11 protein-coding genes are annotated in these 20,871 nt (G+C 70.6%); 10 read left to right on the top strand and 1 reads right to left on the bottom strand.

Translation table 11 applies throughout. From position 1 onward, the window contains the following. The first annotated feature begins 3 nt into the window (after positions 1-3). From OV287_RS09455 to OV287_RS09420, 8 genes are all read left to right on the top strand, one after another. Positions 4-1,245 (top strand): endonuclease/exonuclease/phosphatase family protein, encoded by a 1,242-nt coding sequence (locus OV287_RS09455; RefSeq protein ID WP_267533672.1) that lies wholly within the window; start codon positions 4-6, stop codon positions 1,243-1,245. Positions 1,246-1,291: 46 nt separating this feature from the next. Then, a complete protein-coding gene (locus tag OV287_RS09450; protein WP_267533671.1) occupies positions 1,292-2,026 on the top strand; it encodes a 16S rRNA (uracil(1498)-N(3))-methyltransferase in 735 nt (244 codons plus the stop codon). Positions 2,027-2,140: 114 nt separating this feature from the next. Continuing rightward, on the top strand, positions 2,141-2,407 hold the full coding sequence (locus tag OV287_RS09445) for a GlsB/YeaQ/YmgE family stress response membrane protein (protein ID WP_267533670.1): 267 nt from the start codon (positions 2,141-2,143) through the stop codon (positions 2,405-2,407). A 149-nt stretch (positions 2,408-2,556) separates the two neighbouring features. Next, the gene (locus OV287_RS09440; RefSeq protein ID WP_267533669.1) at positions 2,557-3,897 is read left to right on the top strand and encodes an RDD family protein; all 1,341 of its coding nucleotides are present in this window, start codon (positions 2,557-2,559) and stop codon (positions 3,895-3,897) included. A 163-nt stretch (positions 3,898-4,060) separates the two neighbouring features. Continuing rightward, positions 4,061-5,461 (top strand): DHA2 family efflux MFS transporter permease subunit, encoded by a 1,401-nt coding sequence (locus OV287_RS09435; protein ID WP_267533668.1) that lies wholly within the window; start codon positions 4,061-4,063, stop codon positions 5,459-5,461. A gap of 108 nt (positions 5,462-5,569) precedes the next feature. Further along, on the top strand, positions 5,570-8,320 hold the full coding sequence (locus OV287_RS09430; protein WP_267533667.1) for a GspE/PulE/PilB domain-containing protein: 2,751 nt from the start codon (positions 5,570-5,572) through the stop codon (positions 8,318-8,320). 21 nt (positions 8,321-8,341) lie between these two features. Continuing rightward, positions 8,342-9,883 (top strand): two-component system sensor histidine kinase NtrB, encoded by a 1,542-nt coding sequence (locus tag OV287_RS09425; protein WP_267533666.1) that lies wholly within the window; start codon positions 8,342-8,344, stop codon positions 9,881-9,883. Between the two features lie 262 nt (positions 9,884-10,145). Further along, on the top strand, positions 10,146-13,436 hold the full coding sequence (locus OV287_RS09420) for a serine/threonine-protein kinase (RefSeq protein WP_267533665.1): 3,291 nt from the start codon (positions 10,146-10,148) through the stop codon (positions 13,434-13,436). Here OV287_RS09420 and OV287_RS09415 read toward each other — a convergent pair. Further along, positions 13,422-14,681: an ADYC domain-containing protein gene (locus tag OV287_RS09415; protein WP_267533664.1), complete on the bottom strand. Its 1,260-nt coding sequence runs from the start codon at positions 14,679-14,681 to the stop codon at positions 13,422-13,424. The two genes, OV287_RS09420 and OV287_RS09415, sit on opposite strands and share 15 nt — an antisense overlap. A 362-nt stretch (positions 14,682-15,043) precedes the next feature. Between OV287_RS09415 and OV287_RS09410 the strand changes: the two genes are divergently transcribed. Continuing rightward, the gene (locus tag OV287_RS09410; protein WP_267533663.1) at positions 15,044-16,360 is read left to right on the top strand and encodes an FHA and sigma-54 interaction domain-containing protein; all 1,317 of its coding nucleotides are present in this window, start codon (positions 15,044-15,046) and stop codon (positions 16,358-16,360) included. 306 nt (positions 16,361-16,666) lie between these two features. After that, on the top strand, positions 16,667-20,791 hold the full coding sequence (locus OV287_RS09405) for a protein kinase domain-containing protein (RefSeq protein ID WP_267533662.1): 4,125 nt from the start codon (positions 16,667-16,669) through the stop codon (positions 20,789-20,791). Positions 20,792-20,871 lie beyond the last annotated feature (80 nt).

Below are 20,871 nucleotides of genomic sequence, written 5' to 3'. Positions count from 1 at the left end.
CCCATGCCAGGACAGGCCCTCTCGCGATTACTGGATCGTCTCCCCTTCGGGAGGAGCATCATCGAAGGAGTCCCCGCCGCACCGCCTCAGCACCTGCCGCACCACGAGCCCACCCAGGTCTTCCAGGGCTTCGAGTCGCTGCCGGTGGCTGACGGTCCGCGCCGGCTCGGGACGGGAACCACGCTGCTGGTGCACCACCCCCAGCCGCGCTCGCCTCGCGACCACATGCTCCGCGTGATGACGTACAACATCCTCCTGGGCGGCGAGCGCCGGGAACTGCTGGAGCGTTACTTCGCCTCGTTGGAGGAGCTCGGCCGGATGCCGGACGTCATCGCGCTCCAGGAGGCCAGCCAGCCCACCGCGGTGGAGCTCGCACGCGACTACGGCTTCCACCTCGTCTACCAGGGCCGGGATGTGGCCGGGCCCGTCATCAACGGCAAGGCCATCCTCAGCCGCCACCCCATCCTCGAGGCCGTGCACTACACCTATGCCTTCCCCGAGGACGCCCGCACTGCCGCCATCTCGCGCCAGGGCTTCGTCGGCGAGCTGGATGAGGACCGGGGCGCGCTCTTCTCGCTCCTCGACGTGTTCGGCATGCCCGTGGCCCTCTACAACGTGCACCACACGCTGGGAGACAGCGGCATCAACGCTGGCCAGCTCTGGCAGCTCCAGGCCACCCTGCATGCCCGCGATGGCGTGCCCTCCATCGCGCTGGGCGACTTCAACGCCAACATCAACGTCAAGCACCACTACTCGCTGATGCCCAACCCCATCCGCAAGCACGAGCCCACCGAGACGGTGAAGGACTACGAGTCGCGCTACGGCGACGTGCACCCCAGCGTGGGCGACTGGGGCGTGGGAAACATCGGCGACGTGCGCGTGCGCCGCGCCCTCCATGCCCTCGAGCACGAGCTGCCCGACCCGCTCCGCCGCGCCCACGAGCTGCGCGTGCGCATGCCGGACGGCTCCCACATGAACCCGAACGAGGCCCGCGAGCTGCTCGTCGCCGGCACCTACCCGAAGAACTCGGAGCAATGGCTGCGGCTCCAGGACGTGGCCGACATGTCCACCCTCAACTCGCTGCCCGATGGCCGCGGCGTGGTGCCCGCCACCGGCAAGCGCTTCGATACCTTCTTCGCCTCCCGCCAGCTCGTGCCCTTGCTGCTGGAGGTGGACCACGCCACCGAGGCGTCCGACCACCTGCCCTCCGTCGCCGACTTCGAGCTGCGCGGCCTCCGCCACTGAGCCAGCCCTGGTAAAAGGGCCCACCCTCCTGGAGGACAGCCCACCCGTGGTCCGACTCTTCGTCCCGCTCCCCGAGCCCGCTCCCCCCGAGGTGACCCTCTCGGGCGAGCGGCGCCATTACCTCGTCCACGTCCTGCGGCTCGTCGAGGGCTCCTCCCTCGAGGTCTTCGACGGTGCAGGCCGCGCCTTCGAGGCCCGCGTGGCTTCGCTGGACGCGGACTCGGTGCGCCTGGTGCTCGGCGAGGCCCGGCATACCCCTCCGCCCCGGCCGCTGCACATCCTCCAAGGGCTCCCCAAGGGCGACAAGCTGGAGCTGGTGCTGCAGAAGGGCACCGAGCTGGGCGCCACCGCCTTCCACCCCGTGGCCACCGCCCGCAGCGTGGTGAAGCTCGAGCCCAAGCGCGCCGAGGAGCGCACCACCCGCTGGACGAAGATTGTCGAAGAAGCCGCCCGCCAGTGCCGGCGCAATGACATGCCCACCGTCCACCCTCCGCGCCCCCTCGTGGACGCGGCGCGCTCGCTCGCCCCCGGCACCACCCTGCTGGTGCTCGATGAGGAGGAGTCCGCCGTGCCGCTCAGCGAGGCCTTCCGATCCTGCGCTCCCGGCTCCCCCGTGGCCCTGGTGGTGGGCCCCGAGGGCGGCCTGGCCCGCGAGGAGGTCTCCGCGCTCCGGGCCCTCGGCGCTCGCCCTGTCACGCTCGGCCGCCGCATCCTCCGCACCGAGACAGCTGCCCTCGCCGCGCTTGCGGTCATGGGCTTCCTGGATGGAGAGCTTGGCTAGGTGCCGGGAGGACAGGCCCTCGCTGCGCCGCGCATGCCCACCCCGTCACTCCATCCCTATTTTTCCTCGGCAACGGCACCCTCATCCCGAGGTGCCAGACAGGGAGCGGCTCTCATGGCCATCTACGCCTATGCGCTCATTGGACTCATCGTGGGCATCCTCGCGCGGATCGCCTTGCCGGCGTCGCGCTCGGTGGGACTCATCGGTAGCGCATTGCTCGGCGCTTTGGGCGGAGTCGTCGGCGCCCTCCTCAGTTCCATCTTCACCCCAGGGGTCGTCACCACCCGCTTGGAGCCCTTGGCCATCGTGATGGCCATCATCGTCGCGGCGCTGGTGTCCATCGGGATCATCGTCGGCACCCGGAACAAGCGCTTCGCCTGAGGCCAGCGAGGTCTCCCGGGCCATCTCCAGGCCCGCTCTGGACTTCAATGGTCACCAGGCGGGGAACCCCGGCTTCCGGCGGTTTTCTTGCTCCCGGAGCGAGGAGGGCGTTTCATGGTGCTACAGCCTTCTTCATCCGGGAGGAACCGTTGTCCAAGTGCCTGAAGTGCGGAGCTTCGCTGCCGCCTGTAGGGGACTGCCCCACCTGCGTCGCCGCGTCCCAGCCCGCGGCCCGGGCCGTCCCGAGTTTTCTGGACAAGGAGATCCAGATCGACCGCCGCCGCCCGGATCGCGACGCGCCGGCGATGCCTCCCATTTCTCCCGCCGCCGCGGCTACACCGCCCGGCATGACCACCCGTGCCCCGACGCCTCCCGGCATGACCCCGGCGGCCTCGCGCCAGCAGGCTCCGGCCCAGCCCGCGCCTCGCGCTCCAGGTCTGCCCGTCATGCCCCCGCGCCCGCAGGCTCCGGCCGCTCAGCAGATGGCACCCGCTCCCGCGCCTCGGCCCCCGGCCTCCGCCGCTCCGGTGCCTCCGGCTCACGCTCAGGCCGCCGCGCCCCGCCCTCCGGCTCCCGCGCCTCGGCCCCCGGCCCCTGCCGCTCCTGTGCCTCCGGCTCACGCTCAGGCCGCCGCGCCTCGTCCTCCGGCCGCGCCTCCTCAGGCCCCCTCCTTCAACCTGCCTGGCGTCGCGGCCCCGGCTCCGCGCGCGACCACTCCGGCCTTTGGTGTCCCGAACGCGCCCGCCCCCACCGCGGCTCCGCAGCAGGCTTCCTCTCCGGGCCTGCCCGTGATGCCGCCGCTCCAGCAGGCCCCTGGCCTCCCGAATCTTCCTCCCTTGCAGGCCGCCGCTCCCGCGCCGCTGGACCTCGCTATTGAGGAGGAGTCCTTCCCAGTCGACGTCGAGGAGTCCGAGCCCGCCGCTCCGCCGCCAGTGGTCGCCCGGCGCCCGGCGCCTTCCGCTCCGGCCCCGACGCCCACGGCCGCGCCCAGGCTCACGGGCTCGGCGTCCAAAGAGACGGAGATCCACGCGCGCCCGGCCTCGCTCTGGCGCCGGCTGCTGGCCCTCACCATCGACACCGGCGCCATCGCCGTCGTGGCCGCGCTCTACCTCATGCTCGCCTCCTCCGTGGCCGGCGTGCATGCGCCCCAGACGGGCCTCTCTGGAATCGACGCCTTCGTCGCCCAGGTCCGCGCCCTCCAGTCCGTGCTGCTACCCGGCGCCGCCCTCCTCCTGGTGCTCTCGCTCGTCTACTGCGCCGTGTCCGCCTTCCTCTGGAATGGCCGCACGCTGGGCCGGCGACTGCTGGGTCTGAGGCTCGTGGACACCCACGGGCTCGCCCCGGCGCCCGGTCGCGCCATCGTCCGCGCCATGCTGGCCACCCTGTCCTTCGGGCTCTTCCTCGCAGGCTTCTGGATGGCCCTCTTCGACCGCCGCGGCCAGACGCTCCACGACAAGCTCACCTCCACGTACGTCGTGCAGCCGAGCTAGCGCCTCCTCAGACCTCTGAGGGAGTGAGCGCTTCGAGCGCAACTTTCAGCGGCCATCACGGCAGGTTCAGTCCTCGACCTGGCGCTGTGGCCGCTGCGGTGTTTTGGATCCATAAAAAAGGGCTGTGACCGCTCCATCCCAGTCCTTGCCGAGCACCGCGGAAGTGAGCGCTCCATCGGCCCGCGGCGCCCGGTTGGCATCACTCGCCGTGGCCAGCGCGCTGTTCATGGAGTTCATCGACTCCACGGCGCTGTCGACCGCGCTGCCCGCCTTGTCCACGGCGTTCGGCACCGACCCGGTCCATCTGAAGCTGGCGCTGACTTCCTACATCCTGGCGCTAGCGGTGCTCGCTCCCGCGAGCGGCTGGATTGCCGACAAGTATGGTCCCCGGCGCGTGTTCGTGGCCGCGATGACCGTCTTCCTGGTCGGCTCGGTCCTGTGCGGCTTCTCGCAGACACTGGGCCAGATGGTCCTCTTCCGCACCCTCCAGGGACTGGGCGGCGCGTTGATGACCCCAGTCGGCCGGCTGATCGTGGTGAACTCAGCGCCGCGCGAGCGGCTCGTGTCCGCGATGAGCTGGTTCACCATGCCAGCACTCGTCGGGCCACTCGTCGGACCGCCGCTCGCCGGCTTCATCCTGGGCGTCGCGAGCTGGCCGTGGATCTTCTTCATCAACGTGCCGATTGGACTCCTCGGCATGCTCGCGGTGCTGCGCTTCGTGCCCGATCAGCGCCCGCCCGATCCGGGTCCGTTCGATGGGAGGGGCTACCTTCTCGCAGCCATCGCCATCACCGCGCTGATGGGGGCGGCCGAGACCGTTGGCATCGGCCTCGTTCCCCTGTCCGTGCAGCTCGTGGCCACGGGCATCGCGCTGGTGGGGATTGCCGCCTACATCGTGTACGCGCGGAGGAAGGAGCGGCCCGTGCTGAACCTGAGGCTGGTGCGCTTCGACACCTTCCGGGCGAGCCTCGTCGGCGGCACTCTGATCCGGATGGGGTTGGGCGCGACGCCGTTCCTCCTGCCACTGATGTTTCAGGTCGGGCTGGGCTGGAGCCCCTTCGAGGCCGGACTCGTGACCATCGGCACCGGAGTCGGGGCGCTGGCCTGTAAGCCCGTGGCGCCCGCACTACTCAAGCGGTTCGGCTTCCGCTCCATCTTGATCGTCTCCAACCTCGTCACCGCAGTGCTGACTGCCCTCCCGGCCTTCTTCCGGGCCTCGACCCCCATTGCCTTCATCGTCGTGGTGCTGGTGGTGGGCGGTTTCATGCGGTCAGTGCAGTTCACCGCCCTCAACACCGTGGCCTACGCGGACATCCCCCAGCCGGCCACCAGCAACGCCTCCACCCTGTCGGTGGTGACGCAGCAGATAGGGCTGAGCCTCGGCATCAGCTTTGGAGGCTTGATGCTTCACCTGGCTCGCGGGAGCGATGAGGCACCCCTGACGCCCGAGCGCTTCATCCTGCCCTTCATCGCCGTGGGCGTGGTGTCGATGCTGGCCGGGCCCATCTACCGGAGGATGTCACCCGACGCGGGCTCCACCATTGGAGGGCGCGCAGCGGCTTGACAGGTGGCTCCCCCACCAGGGGTGCGAGGCCCCAAGCAGGAGAGCAGGCAGGTTTTTGAAGGATTCGTTGTGCCTGCCGCCCACGGCTTTAAGATGCCGCGGTCTCCCATGCCTTCCCATCTTGCCCACACCCTGATCGCGCAAGGCCTCCTTCCCCAGGACAAGGCCGAGGAAGCCTTGCGTCATCACGCGGCGCAAGGTGGCTCCATCGACACCGTGCTGATGGAGCGGCGGATCCTCCCCGAGCCCCAGGTGCTGCACGCACTCGGCGAGGCCTCCGGGCTGCGTCCCGTCAACCTGGCGGACTTCGAGCCCAACGCGGACGTCGCTTCCTTCATCCCTCCGAAGATCGCCGAGCGCCTGTGCGTGGTGCCGCTGTCGCTCGATGGCGCCACCCTGCACGTGGCCTGCGGCTACCCGGTGCCGAAGAAGGAGCTGGAGGAGGTGGGATTCCTCCTCGGCAAGCCGCTCGAGCTGTGGGTGGCCACCGAGGCCCGCGTCCGCGAGTGGATCTCCGTCATCTACCGGCAGCCCCTCTCCTCGCGCTACACCTCCCTGCTCGCCTCGCTCGATCCCGAGCGAATGGGCGCGGCGGCTCCCGCGGTGGCCCAGCCTGTTCAGCCCGCGCAGCCGGTCGCAGCTCCCGTTCAGCCAGCACCTGCTCCGGCCGCGAAGCCCGCCCCCGCGCCCGCTCCGCCTCCGAAGCCCGCCGACGATGCGGCCCTCACGCTGGAGATGGTGGAGCGTCTGGCGCGCTCCGTGGCCGCCGAGCCCTTCCCGGTCGCTCCGCCCCAGCCTCAGCCCGCGCCCCAGCCTCAGCCTCAGCAGCCCCAGCGCGTCAACGGCGCGCCCCCCGCTCCTGCCGCTGGCGCCGCCCCCGCCCAGCCTCAGCGTCCGGCTGCCCCGACCGCACCTCCCGCCTCCGCCGCGCCCGCGCCCGCCGCGACGCCACCGGCCGCCGTCCGTGAGCCGCTGCGCCTGAACATGCCCGAGCCCGCACGTCCCGCGGCTCCGCCCCCACAGGCTCAACCCGCTCCCGCAGCGCGCCCCGCCGCCGCGCCTCCGCAGGCTCAGGCCCAGCCCGCTCCGGCAGCGCGCCCCGCCGCCGCGCCTTCGCAAGCCCCGGCACAACCCACCGCTCCAGCCGCCACGCGTGCCCCGGTGCAGCCTCCGCCCCAGGCGCAACCCGCTGCCCCCGCGCCCGCGCCGCAGCCTGTCGCCACCATGGGAGGGCCGCAGCCGCGCCCGCAGCTCGAGCCGCGCGTACCCGCTCCCGCCGCGCCGCAGTCCGCCCGCGACGACGTGCCCGAATGGACGCTCGCGCAGGCCCGCGCCGCCCTCAAGGAGTCCACGCGCGATCGCGATCGCCTCATCGACACCGCCCTGCGCTTCGGCCGCCGCACCTTCGACTATGTGGCCGCCTTCGCCGTGCTGCGCGGTGCGGCCGAGGGCTGGGACGCACGCGGTGATGGGCTGACCAGTGAGCAGCTCGCGCAGGTGTCCATCCCGCTCGACGCCTCCAGCGTCTTTCGCACCGTGGCCATCACCCGCGGCAGCTACGCGGGCCCCATGCCGCCGGACAGCCTGACGAAGCACTACCTGGAGCTGTTCGGCCGTCAGCCGCCCCGCACCCTCTTCCTCTACCCCGTGGAGGTGCGCGGCCGGCTCGTGGCCATCCTCTACGGTGACTGCGGCCAGAAGCCCATCAGCCAGCGCCGCCTGTCCGACTTCATCCTGTTCTGCCAGGACCTGCCCGCCGCCTTCCAGGAGCTCATCCTCTTCCGCAAGCAGCGCCTGGGCGAGCTGCGCAACTCGCTGGACTTCGACGTGGACGTGGAGGAGCAGTCCGCCCCCGCCACGCCCACCGCCCCGAACGCTCCGGTGCCCACCATGGCCGCGGGCCTGGGGTGGAGCCCCTTCGTCAACCGCACCGCCAGCGCGCTGGGCCGCGCCGCCTCCATGGCCCCGCTGGTGATGTCCCAGGAGGAGCGTCCGCCCCCGGACTTCGGCCCCCTGCTCAAGCGCCTCACCGGCCCGGACGCCAACCAGCGCGCGAGCGCCATGGCCGAGCTGGCGCGCTCTCCCGAGGCCAGCGCCAAGGTGCTCGCCACGCACTTCCCCGGCCCCACCGCGTGGAGCCGCCTGCCGGTAGTGGAGCTGCCCGAAGCCGACGAGCTGGGCCCCATCCCCGGCGCGCTCTCGCGGCTCGGCCGGCCCGCGGCTCAGGCCCTGGCGCCGCTGCTGGACTCGAGCGACGCGGACACGCGCTACTTCGCGCTCCTCACCGCCGGCAGCCTCCCCTACGTGGAGCTGGTGGACGGCGTGCTGCGCGGCCTCTTCGACTACGAGCCGGACATCTCCAGCGCCGCGCGCGTGGCCGCCGCTGCCCTCAAGCACCTGCCGCGCCTGGACGCCGCCCGGAAGGAGCTGCGCCAGGAGCTCATCAGCCGGGATGCGCTGCGGCGCTCGCTGGCGGCGCGCGCCCTGGGCACGCTGCACGACCGCGAAGCCATCGAGGGTCTCATCAACCTCACCGGCAGCGACGACGAGATGTGCGCCCAGGCCGCCGCCGAGGCCTTGCGCGAAGTGACGCGCGCCACGATCGGCCTGGACAAGCGCGCGTGGACGGCGTGGTGGGCGGCCAACAGCACTCGCCGCCGTGCCGAGTGGCTCGTGGCCGCGCTGCGCCACCCGGAGCTGGACATCCGCCTGGCCGCCATCGAGGAGCTCAGCCGTGGCCTCAACGACACGCTGGGCTACTACGCGGACGCGCCGGACGCCGATCGCGAGGCAGCCGTGCGCCGGTGGGAGGCCGTGGTGGCGGACCCTGCCCGGTCGCGCCGGCTGGCCCTGCTGTAGAGCACGGGTAACGGAGAGGGAATGATGACCCAGGCGTGGATCAGCCTCGGGGCCTGCGCGGGGCTGCTGGCGGTGGCGGTCCTGGCCCTGGCGCGCGTGGGGCGCAGCGTGCTGGCGCTGCCGTTGTCGGTACTGTGCATCGCACTGTCCACGTGGAACTTCGCCGACTTCGCTCTGGCGCACTCGGGCGGGCCGGGCTGGCGCTTCATGGCTGCCGCCGCGGCGCTGATGAGCGCTCCGTCCGCGCTGCACTTCATCCTCTCCTTCGTGGGCGAGCGGCGCCGGCTGGCGTCGGTGATGTTCTCCGCGTACGGCGTCTTCGGCGTGCTGGCGGCCACGGCCCTGATGGGGCTGGCCTCGGCGCGCGTGGGCGAGACGGTGAACTCGCGGGGCTTCGTCCTGACGGTGCTGGCCTTCACCGTGCCGCTGCTGCTCGGAGGCTTCCACCTGCTCGCCCAGCACCTGCGCCGCGAGGTGCGAGCCACCGAGCGCACCCGGGCGGGCCTGATGCTCACGGGGCTGGCGCTGCTGGTGACGCTGCTGGGCACGGACCTGGTGGTGGTGCTGGGCCAGAACGTGCCACGCCTGGGCAACCTGGGCACGCTGCTGGGACTGCCGGCCATCGCCGTGGTGGCCCTGCGCCTGCGCCTCTTCGGCCAGGAGCTGTCCAACGTCCACGCGGCGTACGCGCTGCTGCTGGCGCTGATGGGCGTGCTGGCCTACCTCACCATCTTCCGGCTCTTCGCCGCGCAGTACGGCGCGCTGGTGGTGGGGACAGCGGCCATCACCCTGTCGCTGCTGGCCATCATGCGCCGGGGCGCCATCGTATTCGTGGCCCAGCGCGAGCGGCTGGAGCAGATGGCCACCCTGGGCCGCTTCTCGGCGCAGATGGCGCACGACCTGAAGAACCCCATCGCCGCGCTCAAGGGGGCCGCGCAGTACCTCAAGGTGGAGCACTCGCAGGGCCGGCCCTGGGACGACAAGGGCGAGTTCCTGGACCTGCTGCTGGAGCAGGTGGAGCGGCTGGACCGGGTGGTGAGCACCTACCAGCGCCTGGGCCGGGTGGAGCCGCTGCGGCAGCCGCTGGACCTGAACCAGCTCGCGGCGAGCGTGCTGTCCCTACAAGCCTTCACTGGACGCCCCGAGGTGGAGATCCAACGCGAGCTGGCGGTGAACCTGCCGCGCTGCATGGGGGATTGGGATCTGCTGGCCAACGCGGTGGAGAACCTGGTGCGCAACGCCTTCGAGGCCATGCCGCGCGGAGGCACGCTCACGCTGCGGACGAGGCTCGACGGGACGGGCGTGGCGCTCAGCGTGGAAGACACCGGCGAGGGCATGAACGCGCGCACGCGCGAGCGGGCCTTCGACGACTTCTACACCACCAAGGCGACGGGAAGCGGGCTGGGGCTGGCCTTCGTGCGTCGAGTGGTGGAGGCCCACGGCGGGGAAGTGGTGCTGACGAGCCACGAGGGACGAGGCACCACGGTGACGCTGCGCCTACCCGTCTCCGATGCGCCCGCTGGGGCTCCCGTGACGGGAGATGCGGAACCCTGGCCGGGCTGATGACTCTTTCTGCTGTGACTCCGTCCGCAACTGGAGGCATGTGCAGTGGGAAAGAGACAACCCTGACTTCGGCGAGGGGGAGTTCCTTGAGACCTTACGTGCATGGAGAGCCCGCGAGGCAGGCACGCATGACTTTGTGGTCTGGGCTGGGCGGACGCTTCCCAAGCCGCCAACTGGCGGCTACTGCGGCGCTTCTCCAGCCGCCCCCTTGAGGCACAAGAGGGCACGTGCCACTGTGCCAGGGGAGCCCCCCTCTCTGCCCATGTCGATCCCCGGTAAGGACGAGCCGACACTCGAACCAACGCTCGCGCCAGAACTCACCGCCCCCCCCGCTCTGGACCGCACGCTTCCGGGAGAGGGCGAGGCCCGGGCCGCGGACCTCCCGATACCCGTGGCCGCCCCGAGGCCGGGCGAGGAGTTCCCGGTCCCCCACTGGGAGCGCTACGAGTTCCTCGAGCCCCTGGGCAGCGGAGGAATGGGTGAGGTCTACAAGGCGCGGGACCGGCGCCTGGGCCGCGTCGTGGCGCTCAAGTTCATCCGGGGGGCGGACCCCGACAAGGTGATGCGCTTCCTCCAGGAGGCCCGCGCGCAGGCGCGCATCGACCATCCGAACGTGTGCAAGGTGTACGAGGTCGGCGAGGTGGGCGGAAAGGCCTATATCGCCATGCAGCTCATCGGTGGTGAGCGGCTCGACAAGGCGGCCCAGGGCATGTCCCTGCCCGAGAAGGTGCAGGTGCTCAAGGAGGTCGCCGAGGCCATCCACGAGGCGCACAGGCTCGGCGTCATCCACCGGGACCTCAAGCCCTCCAACATCATGGTCGAGCGCGGCGAGGACGGGCGCTGCTTCCCGGTCGTGATGGACTTCGGCCTCGCCTACGACATCGGCCAGGGGCACGGCCTCACCCAGACGGGGGCGCTGATGGGCACGCCCTCGTACATGGCGCCGGAGCAGGCTCGCGGCGAGGTCCGCAGCATCGACCGCCGCTCGGACGTCTACAGCCTGGGCGCGACGCTCTACGAGCTGCTCTCCGGCGTGGTGCCATTCACCGGCGATTCGATCATGGGCACGCTGCAGAAGGTGCTCCACGAGGAGCCGCCCTCCCCGCGCGCGCACGTGCCCCAGCTCCCGGGCGACCTGGAGGTCATCACCCTCAAGTGCCTGAGCAAGGAGCCGGACCAGCGCTACCCCTCCGCCCGGGCGCTGGCCGAGGACCTCGGGCGCTACATCGATGGCGAGCCCATCCTCGGGCAGCGTCCGAGCCTGCTCTATCGGCTGCAGCGGCGGGCACGGAAGCACCGGACCCTGGTGGCCGTCTCGGTGGTGTCACTCGCGAGCATCCTCGTCCTCGCCGCCTTCGGTGCGCGCTCGTGGCTGGAGGCGCGCAGCACCCGGCAACGCTCCGAGGAGCGCGCACGACTGGCTGGACAGCTCGGGCAGCAGGTGAAGGAGATCGAATGGTTCCTGCGCGCGGCCCACACCCTGCCCCTGCACGACACCACCCGCGAGCAGCAGCTCGTCCGCGAGCGCATGGCGCGGATCGCCTCGCAGCCGCATGAGCTGGGCAGCCACGGCGAGGGGCTCGTGCATTACGCCCTGGGGCGCGGCTACCTGGCCATGCACGAGCTGGAGCTGGCCCACGAGGAGCTGACGCGCGCCCAGGAGAAGGGCGTCGACACCCCCGAGCTGCACTACGCACGCGGCCGTGTACTCGGCGAGCTGTACCACCGGGCCCTGGAGGACGCGCGAAACAGCGGTGGCAAGGAATGGGTGGCCGAGCGTCAGCGTGTCCTGGAGAAGCAGTACCTGGAACCGGCGCTCCAGTCGCTCGAGCGCAGCAGGGACCTGGAACTGGAGTCACCCCGCTACCTCGAGGGACTCATCGCCTTCTACCGCCGGGATTACGACGCGGCGGCGCGGCTCGCGGCCCAGGCCGCGGCGGAGACTCCCTGGGTGTACGAGGCGCGGACGCTCGCCGGAGACGTGGCCTACACGCGCGCCATGGAGCACCTGGAACGGGGCGAGTACGACGAAGCACGCGCCGGTCTCGCGGAGGCGGACCGCTTGTATGCGCAGGCCATCGAGTCCGGCCGAAGCGATGCGCGCAACTACGAGGCCCTCGCGGAGGCCTGGCTGCAACAGTCGGTAATCGACTCGCGTCAGGGAAAATCGCGCAAGGCCTCGCTGGAGCAGGCACTGGCGGCGGGTGACAAGGGCCTCCTCGCAGCCCCGGGACACGCCTCGGGATACACCAAGAAGGCCCAGGTCCTCATGCAGTGGTACCGGCTGATGAACTTCGAGAAGGGCGGCCTGGACCCGGAGCCGATCCTCACCGAGTGGACCGCCACCGCCGCGCGCGCCGTGAAGCTGGACCCGCGTGACGTGTATGCCTACGACATGCTGGGCTACAGCCACTTCATGCGCGCGCTCCGGTTGGCCCGGGACGGCGCGGCTCCCGACGCCTCCTGGGACGAGGCCATCTCCTGGCTGACCCGGGCACTGGAGCTCCAGCCCGAGTACCCGTGGGGGCACAATGACCTGGCCCAGGTCTATCGCTGGAAGGGCAGCCATCAGTGGGAGCACGGCGGGGATCCGCGCGAGTCCTTCGCTCAAGCCGAGCATCACCTGCTTCAGGCGGCGCGAAGCGATCCGGCCTACCTCTTCGCGCACATGAACCTGATCGACGTGTACAGCCACCGGGCCTCATACGAGCTCTCGCGCGGGCTCAACCCCCAGGCGGACGTGGACAAGGCGCTCCAGGCGGGCCAGCGAGCCCTCTCCCTCGACGGCAACTACGTCCTGGCGCTGAACCAGGTGGCCCACGCGGAGCTGAAGCTCGCGCGCTACCTCGTTGACAGCGGCGGTGACCCGCGCCCGCGTTTGGCTCAGGCGTTCCAGCACCTCGAGCGCTCCGCGGCCATCAACGCCACCTTCGGGCGGACCCCGCTCTACCGCGCCATGGGCCACCTCCTGGAAGTGGACCACGCGATGCGAGATGGCCGGGAGCCCACGGCCGCTTTCGAGGCTGCTCGGCGCGCCCTGTCAGAAGCGCACCGCCTGGACTCCGGTTGGGTCGAGTGCCGACTCGTGAGTGCGCGGATGGCCTTGTTGGAGGCGGCGTGGGCAAAACGGCAGGGACGCCCGGAGCTGCCCCACCTCCAACAAGCGCTCACCGAGGCCCGGCGTGCCGTGGAGATGTATCCCTATTACGAGACCCACCAGCAACTGGCTCAGGTCCACCTTCAACTGGCGGAGGCTCAACCGCCGGGCAAGGCGCTCTCCTCCATTGCCGAGGGCCTGACGCAGGTGGACCTGGCGCTCCGGCTCAACCCGAATCTGGCGAACGCCCATGCCCTGCACGGAGGACTCCTCCTGAGCCGGGCGCGGACGATGCGCGAAGCGACGGAGCGCCTCGACACCGTCCGCCAGGCCCAGGCCGCCCTCGCCCGAGCCCTCGAGCTCAACCCTCTGTTGCAGCGGGAGTATGAGGCACCGCTGCACGAGGCGAAGACACTGCGCTCCTCTGCTGGAGCCGACGGCTCAGGGCTTCGCTAGCGCCTCGGGACGGATACCGGTGAAGAGCTTCCCCTCGACGGTGAAGTCCTTGGACGTGCACGGCCCCACACCGTAGGTGTTCAGCATCTTGGGATCCTGCGGCTGTCCCCAGGCCTCCAGTTTGCGAACGTTCTCCTTGTTGATGCACACCGCGCCCTGCGGGCTCCAGAGCGCCTCGACACGCTCGACCGCGTTCCCATCGCCGTACGCGTACTGGTCCCACTTGAAGATCGTCGTGCCTGACTGCGTGTAGCTCTTGGTGTTCCCCTTGCCGACGAAATAGGCGGCTCGCTTCGCCTGCAGGCAGGAGCGGAAGACGTAGTCGCGCGTCTCGTCCCTCACGCCCGTGCTGGGCTCCCAGGGCGTGTAGCCCCAGGCCAGACAGGTGACGATGGAGCCCTTCTCGCAGCCCATGGTGGTCACGTTGGGGTCGAGCTTGACGCTGGCGTTCACACCACTGACCCGCTCACCCTGGAGGAAGGAGACGACAGCCCCCAGACCATCCTTCTCACAGTGCTGGGCCCACTCGGTATCCGCTCGGACATCCCGGTACTCGAGCTTGTAGCGATGCACCTTGTCCGTCGTCGCCTCCCGCCCCGGCGGCTTGTAGGCGGTGAACCGCAGCTCATACAGGATGGGCACGCCCGTACCTCCACTCCTCATCGGCATGGTATCGAGGCGGAGGATCAGCTTGCTCAGGTCGTCGCCCTTCGCGACCTTCACCTCCTGCTCCCCCTGAACCCGGTACTTGATGGCGAGCTCGGTCCGATCGCTGGTGATGGCGAGCACATCCACGCGCTGGGTGTTGGCCTCGAGCCTGCCCTGGACCTGCGTCCTGATGACGCCAGATTGGGTCAGATACCGGACGTCGAGCATGACCCCCTGGGGCGTGTTGATGAACGCTTCCGGGCAGAAGTGCTGCTGCCCCATGGCCACGAAGCAGTAGTTACCGCCCTCGATGGTGTAGATGCCCCGGGCATTGCCACTGCCTCCCGGGTCACAGTTACCGGTGGGGCAATCGGGCTCCTCGACCTCCTCCATCAGGGCCTTCGAGATGCCGCAGGTGGGCCCACCGGGGCAGGTCGAGATCGAACCGGTGGGATCCATCGGGAAGGGCTCCCGAATCATTTGCTGGCACCCGCCGCACCCGCTGGCCACCGTCACCAGGGCCATGCAAACGAGCCATACCGACATCTTCCCGCTGACCTCGCGGGTGTCCGCTCCATGTGTCTTCGTCGTATCCATGTTGCTCTACCCCCTCGTGCTGGCGACACAGGCGGGTTCCCCCCGGCCGGGCCCGCCTGTGCCGCCGCGATGACTGCTTGCCCGTCCGCTTAGCCAAAGCCATGCCATGAGGTCAAAGCGCCATGGCACCGGTAGAGAGCTTCTCGAATCGTGAGAGTGCCAAGGAATCACGGGCACATCGCGCGCCAGGCGAGCCCAGAGGCCCGCGACGTGGCACAGCGGATGGCACAGGTGCAGGCACAACAAGCTGTGCCTGGCACACCTGCCTATAATGCCCGCGCATGGAACAGGACGGGTCGACCCTCAAGCCGAGCGGAATCCTGGGTGACAAGAACGCTGCCGTGTCACGTGTCCCGGGTTTGATGCGTCTGTTCGCTGCGGGCACCGCGATGGCCGTGGCCCTGCCGCTCAAGGGTGGAGAGCTGGAGCTGGGACGGGGCTCCCCCGCGCTGGGCGAGGCGCAGGATCCCCGGATGTCCCGCCGCCATGCGCGGATCCAATTCGATGGGCGGCGCTTTCTCGTCACTGACCTGGGCAGCCAGAACGGCACCTTCGTGGATGGGGAGCCCGTGCCCGCCAACACGCCTCGCGAGGCGCAGCGGGTCATCCGCATGGGGGACTCGCTCTTCGTGCCCTGCGCGGATGTGAATCCCCTGGAGCAGCACGGGGTCGTGACGCAGGGGAGCTTCGTGCGGGGCCCGGCCCTCCAGGCGCTGCTCGATGAGGTCGCACGCGCGGCCCGGCTCGGCTTCCCGCTGCACATCCACGGGGAGAGCGGCACGGGCAAGGAGGGCGTGGCACGCGCGTTCCACGAGAATGGGCCGCGGAGCTCGGGGCCCTTCGTGGCGGTCAACTGCGCGGCGATTCCCCAGAGCATCGCCGAGCGGCTCCTCTTCGGCGCCAAGCGCGGCGCCTACTCGGGTGCCGATGCCGATGCGCCGGGCTATCTCCAGTCGGCGGACGGGGGGACGCTCTTCCTCGATGAAGTGGTGGAGCTGGACCTGGCAGTGCAGGCCAAGCTGCTGCGGGCGCTGGAGACGAAGGAGGTCCTCTCCCTCGGAGCGGCGAAGCCAAAGACGGTGGACATCCACATCTGCTCCGCGAGCAATAGGGATCTGCGCGCACTGGTGGCGGCCGGGAAGCTGAGGGAGGACCTGTATTTCCGCATCGGCCGGCCAGAGGTGTCGCTGCCGCCCCTGCGTCAGCGCCCCGAGGAGATCGCCCTGTTGCTCCAACGCGAGGTGCGGCAGGTGGCCCCCACGCTGACGCTGCACCTCTCCTTCGTGGAGGCGTGTCTGCTGCGGCCCTGGCCGGGCAATGTGCGCGAGCTCCTGGTCGAGGCCCGCAGCGCCATCCAGGCGGCGCTCATGCAGGAGGCCCCGCGCGTGGAGGCTCGGCATCTGAGCCCGAATGCCGGCACCGCGTTCGGCTCCGGGGCATCAGCGCCTCCGCCCGCCCCGCATTCTCCGCCGCCGGAGCACCGGGAGCCTCCGCGGGAGGCATCATCGCGGGCGAAGCCGCTCGATGACGAGGAGCGGACGCGCATCGAGGAAGCTCTGCGGCAGAACGGGGGCAATGTGGCCGCCACGGCCCGGGCGCTCGGAATGCACCGCACCCAACTGCGGCGGTTGCTCGAGCGTCACGCGATCGCCGCTCCCGCCGACAGTGAGCAGGATTAGGCGGTGAAGGACAGCGGGTGGGAGCAGAGCGGCAAATGATTGACAGATGTGACGTAGGCGTCTGATCAAGCCGGGCTGCTGAGCAGGACTACACGAGCATCTTCCGCGGGGGCTTCAGCAACGGCTTCCTGGCCGCGTCGGCGCTTCCACCGCCGGGTGCGTGGCGGTGCGCTCTAGGACCGAGCCCTTGCCTGAGGGCCTCCGCCCCGGGCGTCACATCCCACCCCGTCGTATCCCTCACTTCCTGGCGCCTACCTTTTCTGAGGACCGCTGCTCGAAGGAACAGCGACGTCGCCGGGAGGCAGGATGAGCAGGGATGCCACGCAGGAGGGCGAACACGACGGACAGCCCGCGAGTGGGGGTGAGGCCTTCTCGAGGGCCTCGGACTTCGAGGACTCCCTCCTGCTGGAGTTGCGTCAGTCCGAGCCGTTGCATGGCCTCCCGCTCCCTGGAGCACGGCTTGGGGGACCGGATGGTCGCAGGTATCACATCCTCGCGTGGATGGGCGGTGGGGGAATGGGCCAGGTCTTTCGCGCCGGGGACGAGACCCTCCAACGAGAAGTGGCCCTCAAGTTCCTCCTGCCACGCTCGGGCTTCGAGGCGGAAGCGCTGCGGGAGGCCCGGGCCGTCGCCCGGCTGGACCATGAGAACATCGTCCGCATCTTCGACGTGTCCGAGTGGCGGAGCAGCCCCGACGAGCCGGGCCTGCCCTTCCTGGTGATGGAGTGCCTGGAGGGGGAGCCGCTCTCGGCGCTGCTGAAACGGGGACGGCTGGAGGTGAGGCACGCGCTGGAGGTGCTGGAGGGCCTCGCCACGGGGCTGGCGCACGCCCACGAGCGCGGCCTCGTCCACCGAGACCTCAAGCCGGCCAATGTCTTCCTCACCCCGACGGGGACGGTGAAGCTGTTGGACTTCGGCCTGTCGCACCTCCTGGCGTCCAGCGACCGGCGTGTCCCCCTCCTGCCCGGGGCGGGGACGCCGGGGTACATGGCGCCGGAGCAATGGCGGGCCGGACTCCAGGACGCGCGGACGGATGTGTGGGCGGCCGGTGTGGTGCTCTACGAGATGCTCACCGGGGAGCTGCCCTTCCCGCTCGCCACACTCCTGGAGCTGCGCGAGCGGGTGACGTCCGAGGAGGCGATGCCTCCGGTTCGCGCGCGCAACCCGGAAGTACCATCGGAGGTGGAGTCCCTCCTGGCCACCGCACTGGCCAAGGACCCGGCCCGGCGCTTCCCCACGGCCCGCGAGCTGCGGCAGGAGCTGCACGAGCTGCGGGCACGCCTCGCCCGACCTGGCTTCGACGAGTCGGGTCCGGTGACGCGGCAGCGCCGGCGGTTGGTGCTGCTCTCCTGCCAGCTCACGGGCCTCTCCGGGCTCGCGGGGCGGCTGGATGCCGAGGACCTGGGAGACCTGGAGGTGGGCTTCCACCAGGAGTGTGACGAGGTCATCCGATGGCACGGCGGCAGCGTCAACCTGGCCATGGGCGGCGAGGTGTTCGCCTGCTTCGGCTGCCCCCAGGTGCGGGAGGACGATGCGGAGCGTGCGGTGCGCGCGGCGCTGCACCTGGCCCACGCCGTGCCGGAGTTGCTCCAGCGGAAGCTGCCGCACCTCTCCCTCGCTGGACTGGGCACGAAGGTGGGCCTGCACACGGACCGGATGGTCCTGGACACACGCGCCATGCAGGGGGAGGCGCCGCGGGTGGTGTCATGGCTCGCGAGTCAGGCCGGGCCCGGGGAGGTGCTCGTCGGAGAGGCGACGTGGAGGCAGGCGCGCGGGGCCTTCGAGACGGAGTCCCTCGGCGCTCGAACCTTCACGGGCCTGATGGGGCCGACCCCCCTGGACGTCCACCGCGTGCTGCGCGAGCGGGAGGTGCGGGTCCGGTTCGACCGGACGCTGGTGGCCGGCGGACTCACGCCGCTGGTGGGGCGGGAGCCCGAGTTGCGGCGGCTCATGGAGCTCTGGGACGCGGCGAGGGAGGGACGAGGTGCCTTCGTCCTGCTGCGCGGCGAGGCCGGTCTCGGCAAGTCCCGCCTCCTCCAGGAGCTGCGCGAGCGGGTCCCCCCGGAGACAGCCCTCCGCTTGCGATTCCAGTGCTGGTCCAGTCCTGGCGCCAGCGCGCTCCCTCCCATTGCCGAGGGACTCCGGCGCCCCTTCCAGTTCTCTCCAGGGGGCTCGCCCCAGCAGCACCTGGAGGAGTTGGAGGCGCGACTGGGAGCAATGGACCAGCCCAGGGAGAACATCCAGCTCCTGGGGTTGCTCCTCGCGCTCCCTGTTCCAGAAGGCGCTCCGGTGTACCGGCTCACGCCCGCGCGCCGGATGGAGAAGACATACGAGGCCCTGAGAGACCTGCTCCTGTGTGTGGCGAGGCAGCGCCCGGTGCTCCTCGCCGTCGAGGACCTGCACTGGGCGGACTCCTCCTGGCTCGAGCTGCTCGGCCACGTGCTGGAGCGCGTCGAGGGCGCGCGCATCCTCGTCGTCCTCAGCGCCCGTCCCGAGTTCCAGCCAGCCTGGCCCTCCCGCCCCTGGCTCCACCAGCTCACTCTGGAGCGCCTACCGGACGGGCTCGCGACGGCCCTGGTGAAGGAGGCGGCCCACGGTACGCCCCTTCCGGAGCAGACGGTGCGCGCGTTGGCGGAGAAGACGGATGGCATTCCGCTCTTCATCGAGGAGATGACGCGTCTGGTGTTGGAGGGAGGTACGGTGGACTCCATCCCGGTCACCCTGCACGAGCTGTTGCTGGCGAGGTTGGACATGCTTCCCTCGGGGCGGAAGACGCTGGCCCAGGCCGGTGCGGTGGTGGGGCGGGAGTTCTCATTGGCCCTGCTCGCGACCGTCACGGGACGCGAGGAGACCGACCTGCGACGCGAGCTCGGGGGGCTGGTGGATGCGGGGCTGCTGCTGGAGGAGCAGGAGGGGTCGGACGAGCCCGACTACCAGTTCCGGCACGCGCTCTTCCAGGAGGCGGCGTACCAATCCCTGCCGCGTGACGAGCGGCGGCGGCGGCACCAGCACATCGCTCGGGTGCTGGAGGAGCGCTTTCCCGCCGTGGTGAAGGCGAGGCCCGAGGTGCTCGCGCACCACCATACGGAGGCAGGAGAGCTCGCACTGGCAATCCCTTACTGGTGCCAGGCCGGTGTACGCGACATCCAGCGCCTGGCCAACCCGGAAGCGCTGGCACACCTCACCCGGGCCCAGGAACTGGTGGGCAAGCTGCCAGAGGCCGAACGGGACGCGGGCGAGGAGTTGACGGTGTTTGCGGCCCGGGGCCTCGCCCTGGTGCATGTGCGGGGCTACAACTCACCGGAGGCGGCGCGGACCTATGCCCGGGCGTTGGAGCTGCTGCGGCGGATGGACGAGTTCCCCCCCCAGGTGGAGTTGTGCATCTGGAGCCTCTCCACCTACTACTCCATGCGGGCGGAGCATCACCTCTGCCGAGAGTTGGCCGAGCGGGTGGTGCGTCTGGGAGAGCGCCAGAAGAACCAGGAGTTGCTCGCCATGGGCTACCAGATGAGAGCGGCCACCTTCACCGACCAGGGACGATTCCGGCTCGCGCTGGAGTCCAGCGAGCTCGCGCTGGCCTGCGTGCGCTCCGACCTCGCGCGGGATTGGGATGCGCCGTTGGCGGTTCATCCAGCGGGGCTCCTGGCCGTCGCCGCGTCCATCCTTTCCATCTCGGGGCGGCTGGAGCAGGCCCGGCGATACAGCCGGGAGGCGCTGGAGCAGCTCCGGCGAATCGACCATCCACCCACCACGGCCCTCGTCCTGACGAACACGGCCCTGGCCTGCCAGCTCCGTCGGGAGGTCCAGCAGGCCTCTCGGTTCTCGGATGAGACCATCGCCATCTGCAGCGGACGCAGCCACGAGGGGTGGCTGACGTGGGCGAGAGTCCTCCAGGGCTGGGTCCTGGCCGAGCTGGGGCAGCCGCGCGAGGGACTGGCGCTCATCCACCAGGAGCTCGCTCGCTGGCGGCGCTCGGGAATCCGCTCCAGGCTGCCCAACTTCCTCTGCGTACTCGCGGGAGCCCACTTGCGGCTGGGTCAGCTCCGCGAGGGCCTGGTCGCGGTAGACGAGGCACTGAGCGAGGCGCGAGAGACAGGAGAGCACAATATGGAGGCCGAGCTGTACCGCCTGCGCGGAGAGCTGCTGCACGCGGGGGGGCAGGAGCGCGAGGCGCGGGACGACTTCTCGCGCGCCATCACCGTCGCCCGTGAGCAGGAGGCGCTCCTCTTCGAGCTGCGCGCGACGGTGAGCCTGGGCCGGCTGCTGCGGGACACGGGACAGCCCGAGGTGGCCCCGAGGCTCCTGACGCGGGTCCTCACCCGGTTCGAAGCGGACGAGGACTCGGTCGACCTCACGGAGGCGCGGACATTGCTGGAAGAACTCTCCGCCGAGCGGGGGGACAGACCAGGGGCCGGGGCTGCGCGAGAATGAGCGGGGCAGGCTCACTCTGCGCCCTTCGTTGCGGTCCACGTTCCCCTGGTGCCCTCACCCATCCACCCGCCCGATTCGAT

Origin of the sequence: Archangium lansingense (assembly GCF_026626635.1) — a bacterium.
Lineage (GTDB): Bacteria > Myxococcota > Myxococcia > Myxococcales > Myxococcaceae > Archangium > Archangium lansingense.
The sequence above is the reverse complement of the archived record's forward strand: the minus strand, read 5'-3'. Positions and strand labels throughout refer to the sequence as shown.

Excerpts from the sequence above, each read along its gene's own strand:
- OV287_RS09455 (WP_267533672.1), top strand. The coding sequence starts at position 4 with ATGCCAGGACAGGCCCTCTCGCGATTACTGGATCGTCTCCCCTTCGGG.
- OV287_RS09445 (WP_267533670.1), top strand. The coding sequence starts at position 2,141 with ATGGCCATCTACGCCTATGCGCTCATTGGACTCATCGTGGGCATCCTC.
- OV287_RS09430 (WP_267533667.1), top strand. The coding sequence starts at position 5,570 with ATGCCTTCCCATCTTGCCCACACCCTGATCGCGCAAGGCCTCCTTCCC.
- OV287_RS09425 (WP_267533666.1), top strand. The coding sequence starts at position 8,342 with ATGATGACCCAGGCGTGGATCAGCCTCGGGGCCTGCGCGGGGCTGCTG.
- OV287_RS09420 (WP_267533665.1), top strand. The coding sequence starts at position 10,146 with ATGTCGATCCCCGGTAAGGACGAGCCGACACTCGAACCAACGCTCGCG.
- OV287_RS09415 (WP_267533664.1), bottom strand. The coding sequence starts at position 14,681 with ATGGATACGACGAAGACACATGGAGCGGACACCCGCGAGGTCAGCGGG.
- OV287_RS09410 (WP_267533663.1), top strand. The coding sequence starts at position 15,044 with ATGCGTCTGTTCGCTGCGGGCACCGCGATGGCCGTGGCCCTGCCGCTC.
- OV287_RS09405 (WP_267533662.1), top strand. The coding sequence starts at position 16,667 with ATGAGCAGGGATGCCACGCAGGAGGGCGAACACGACGGACAGCCCGCG.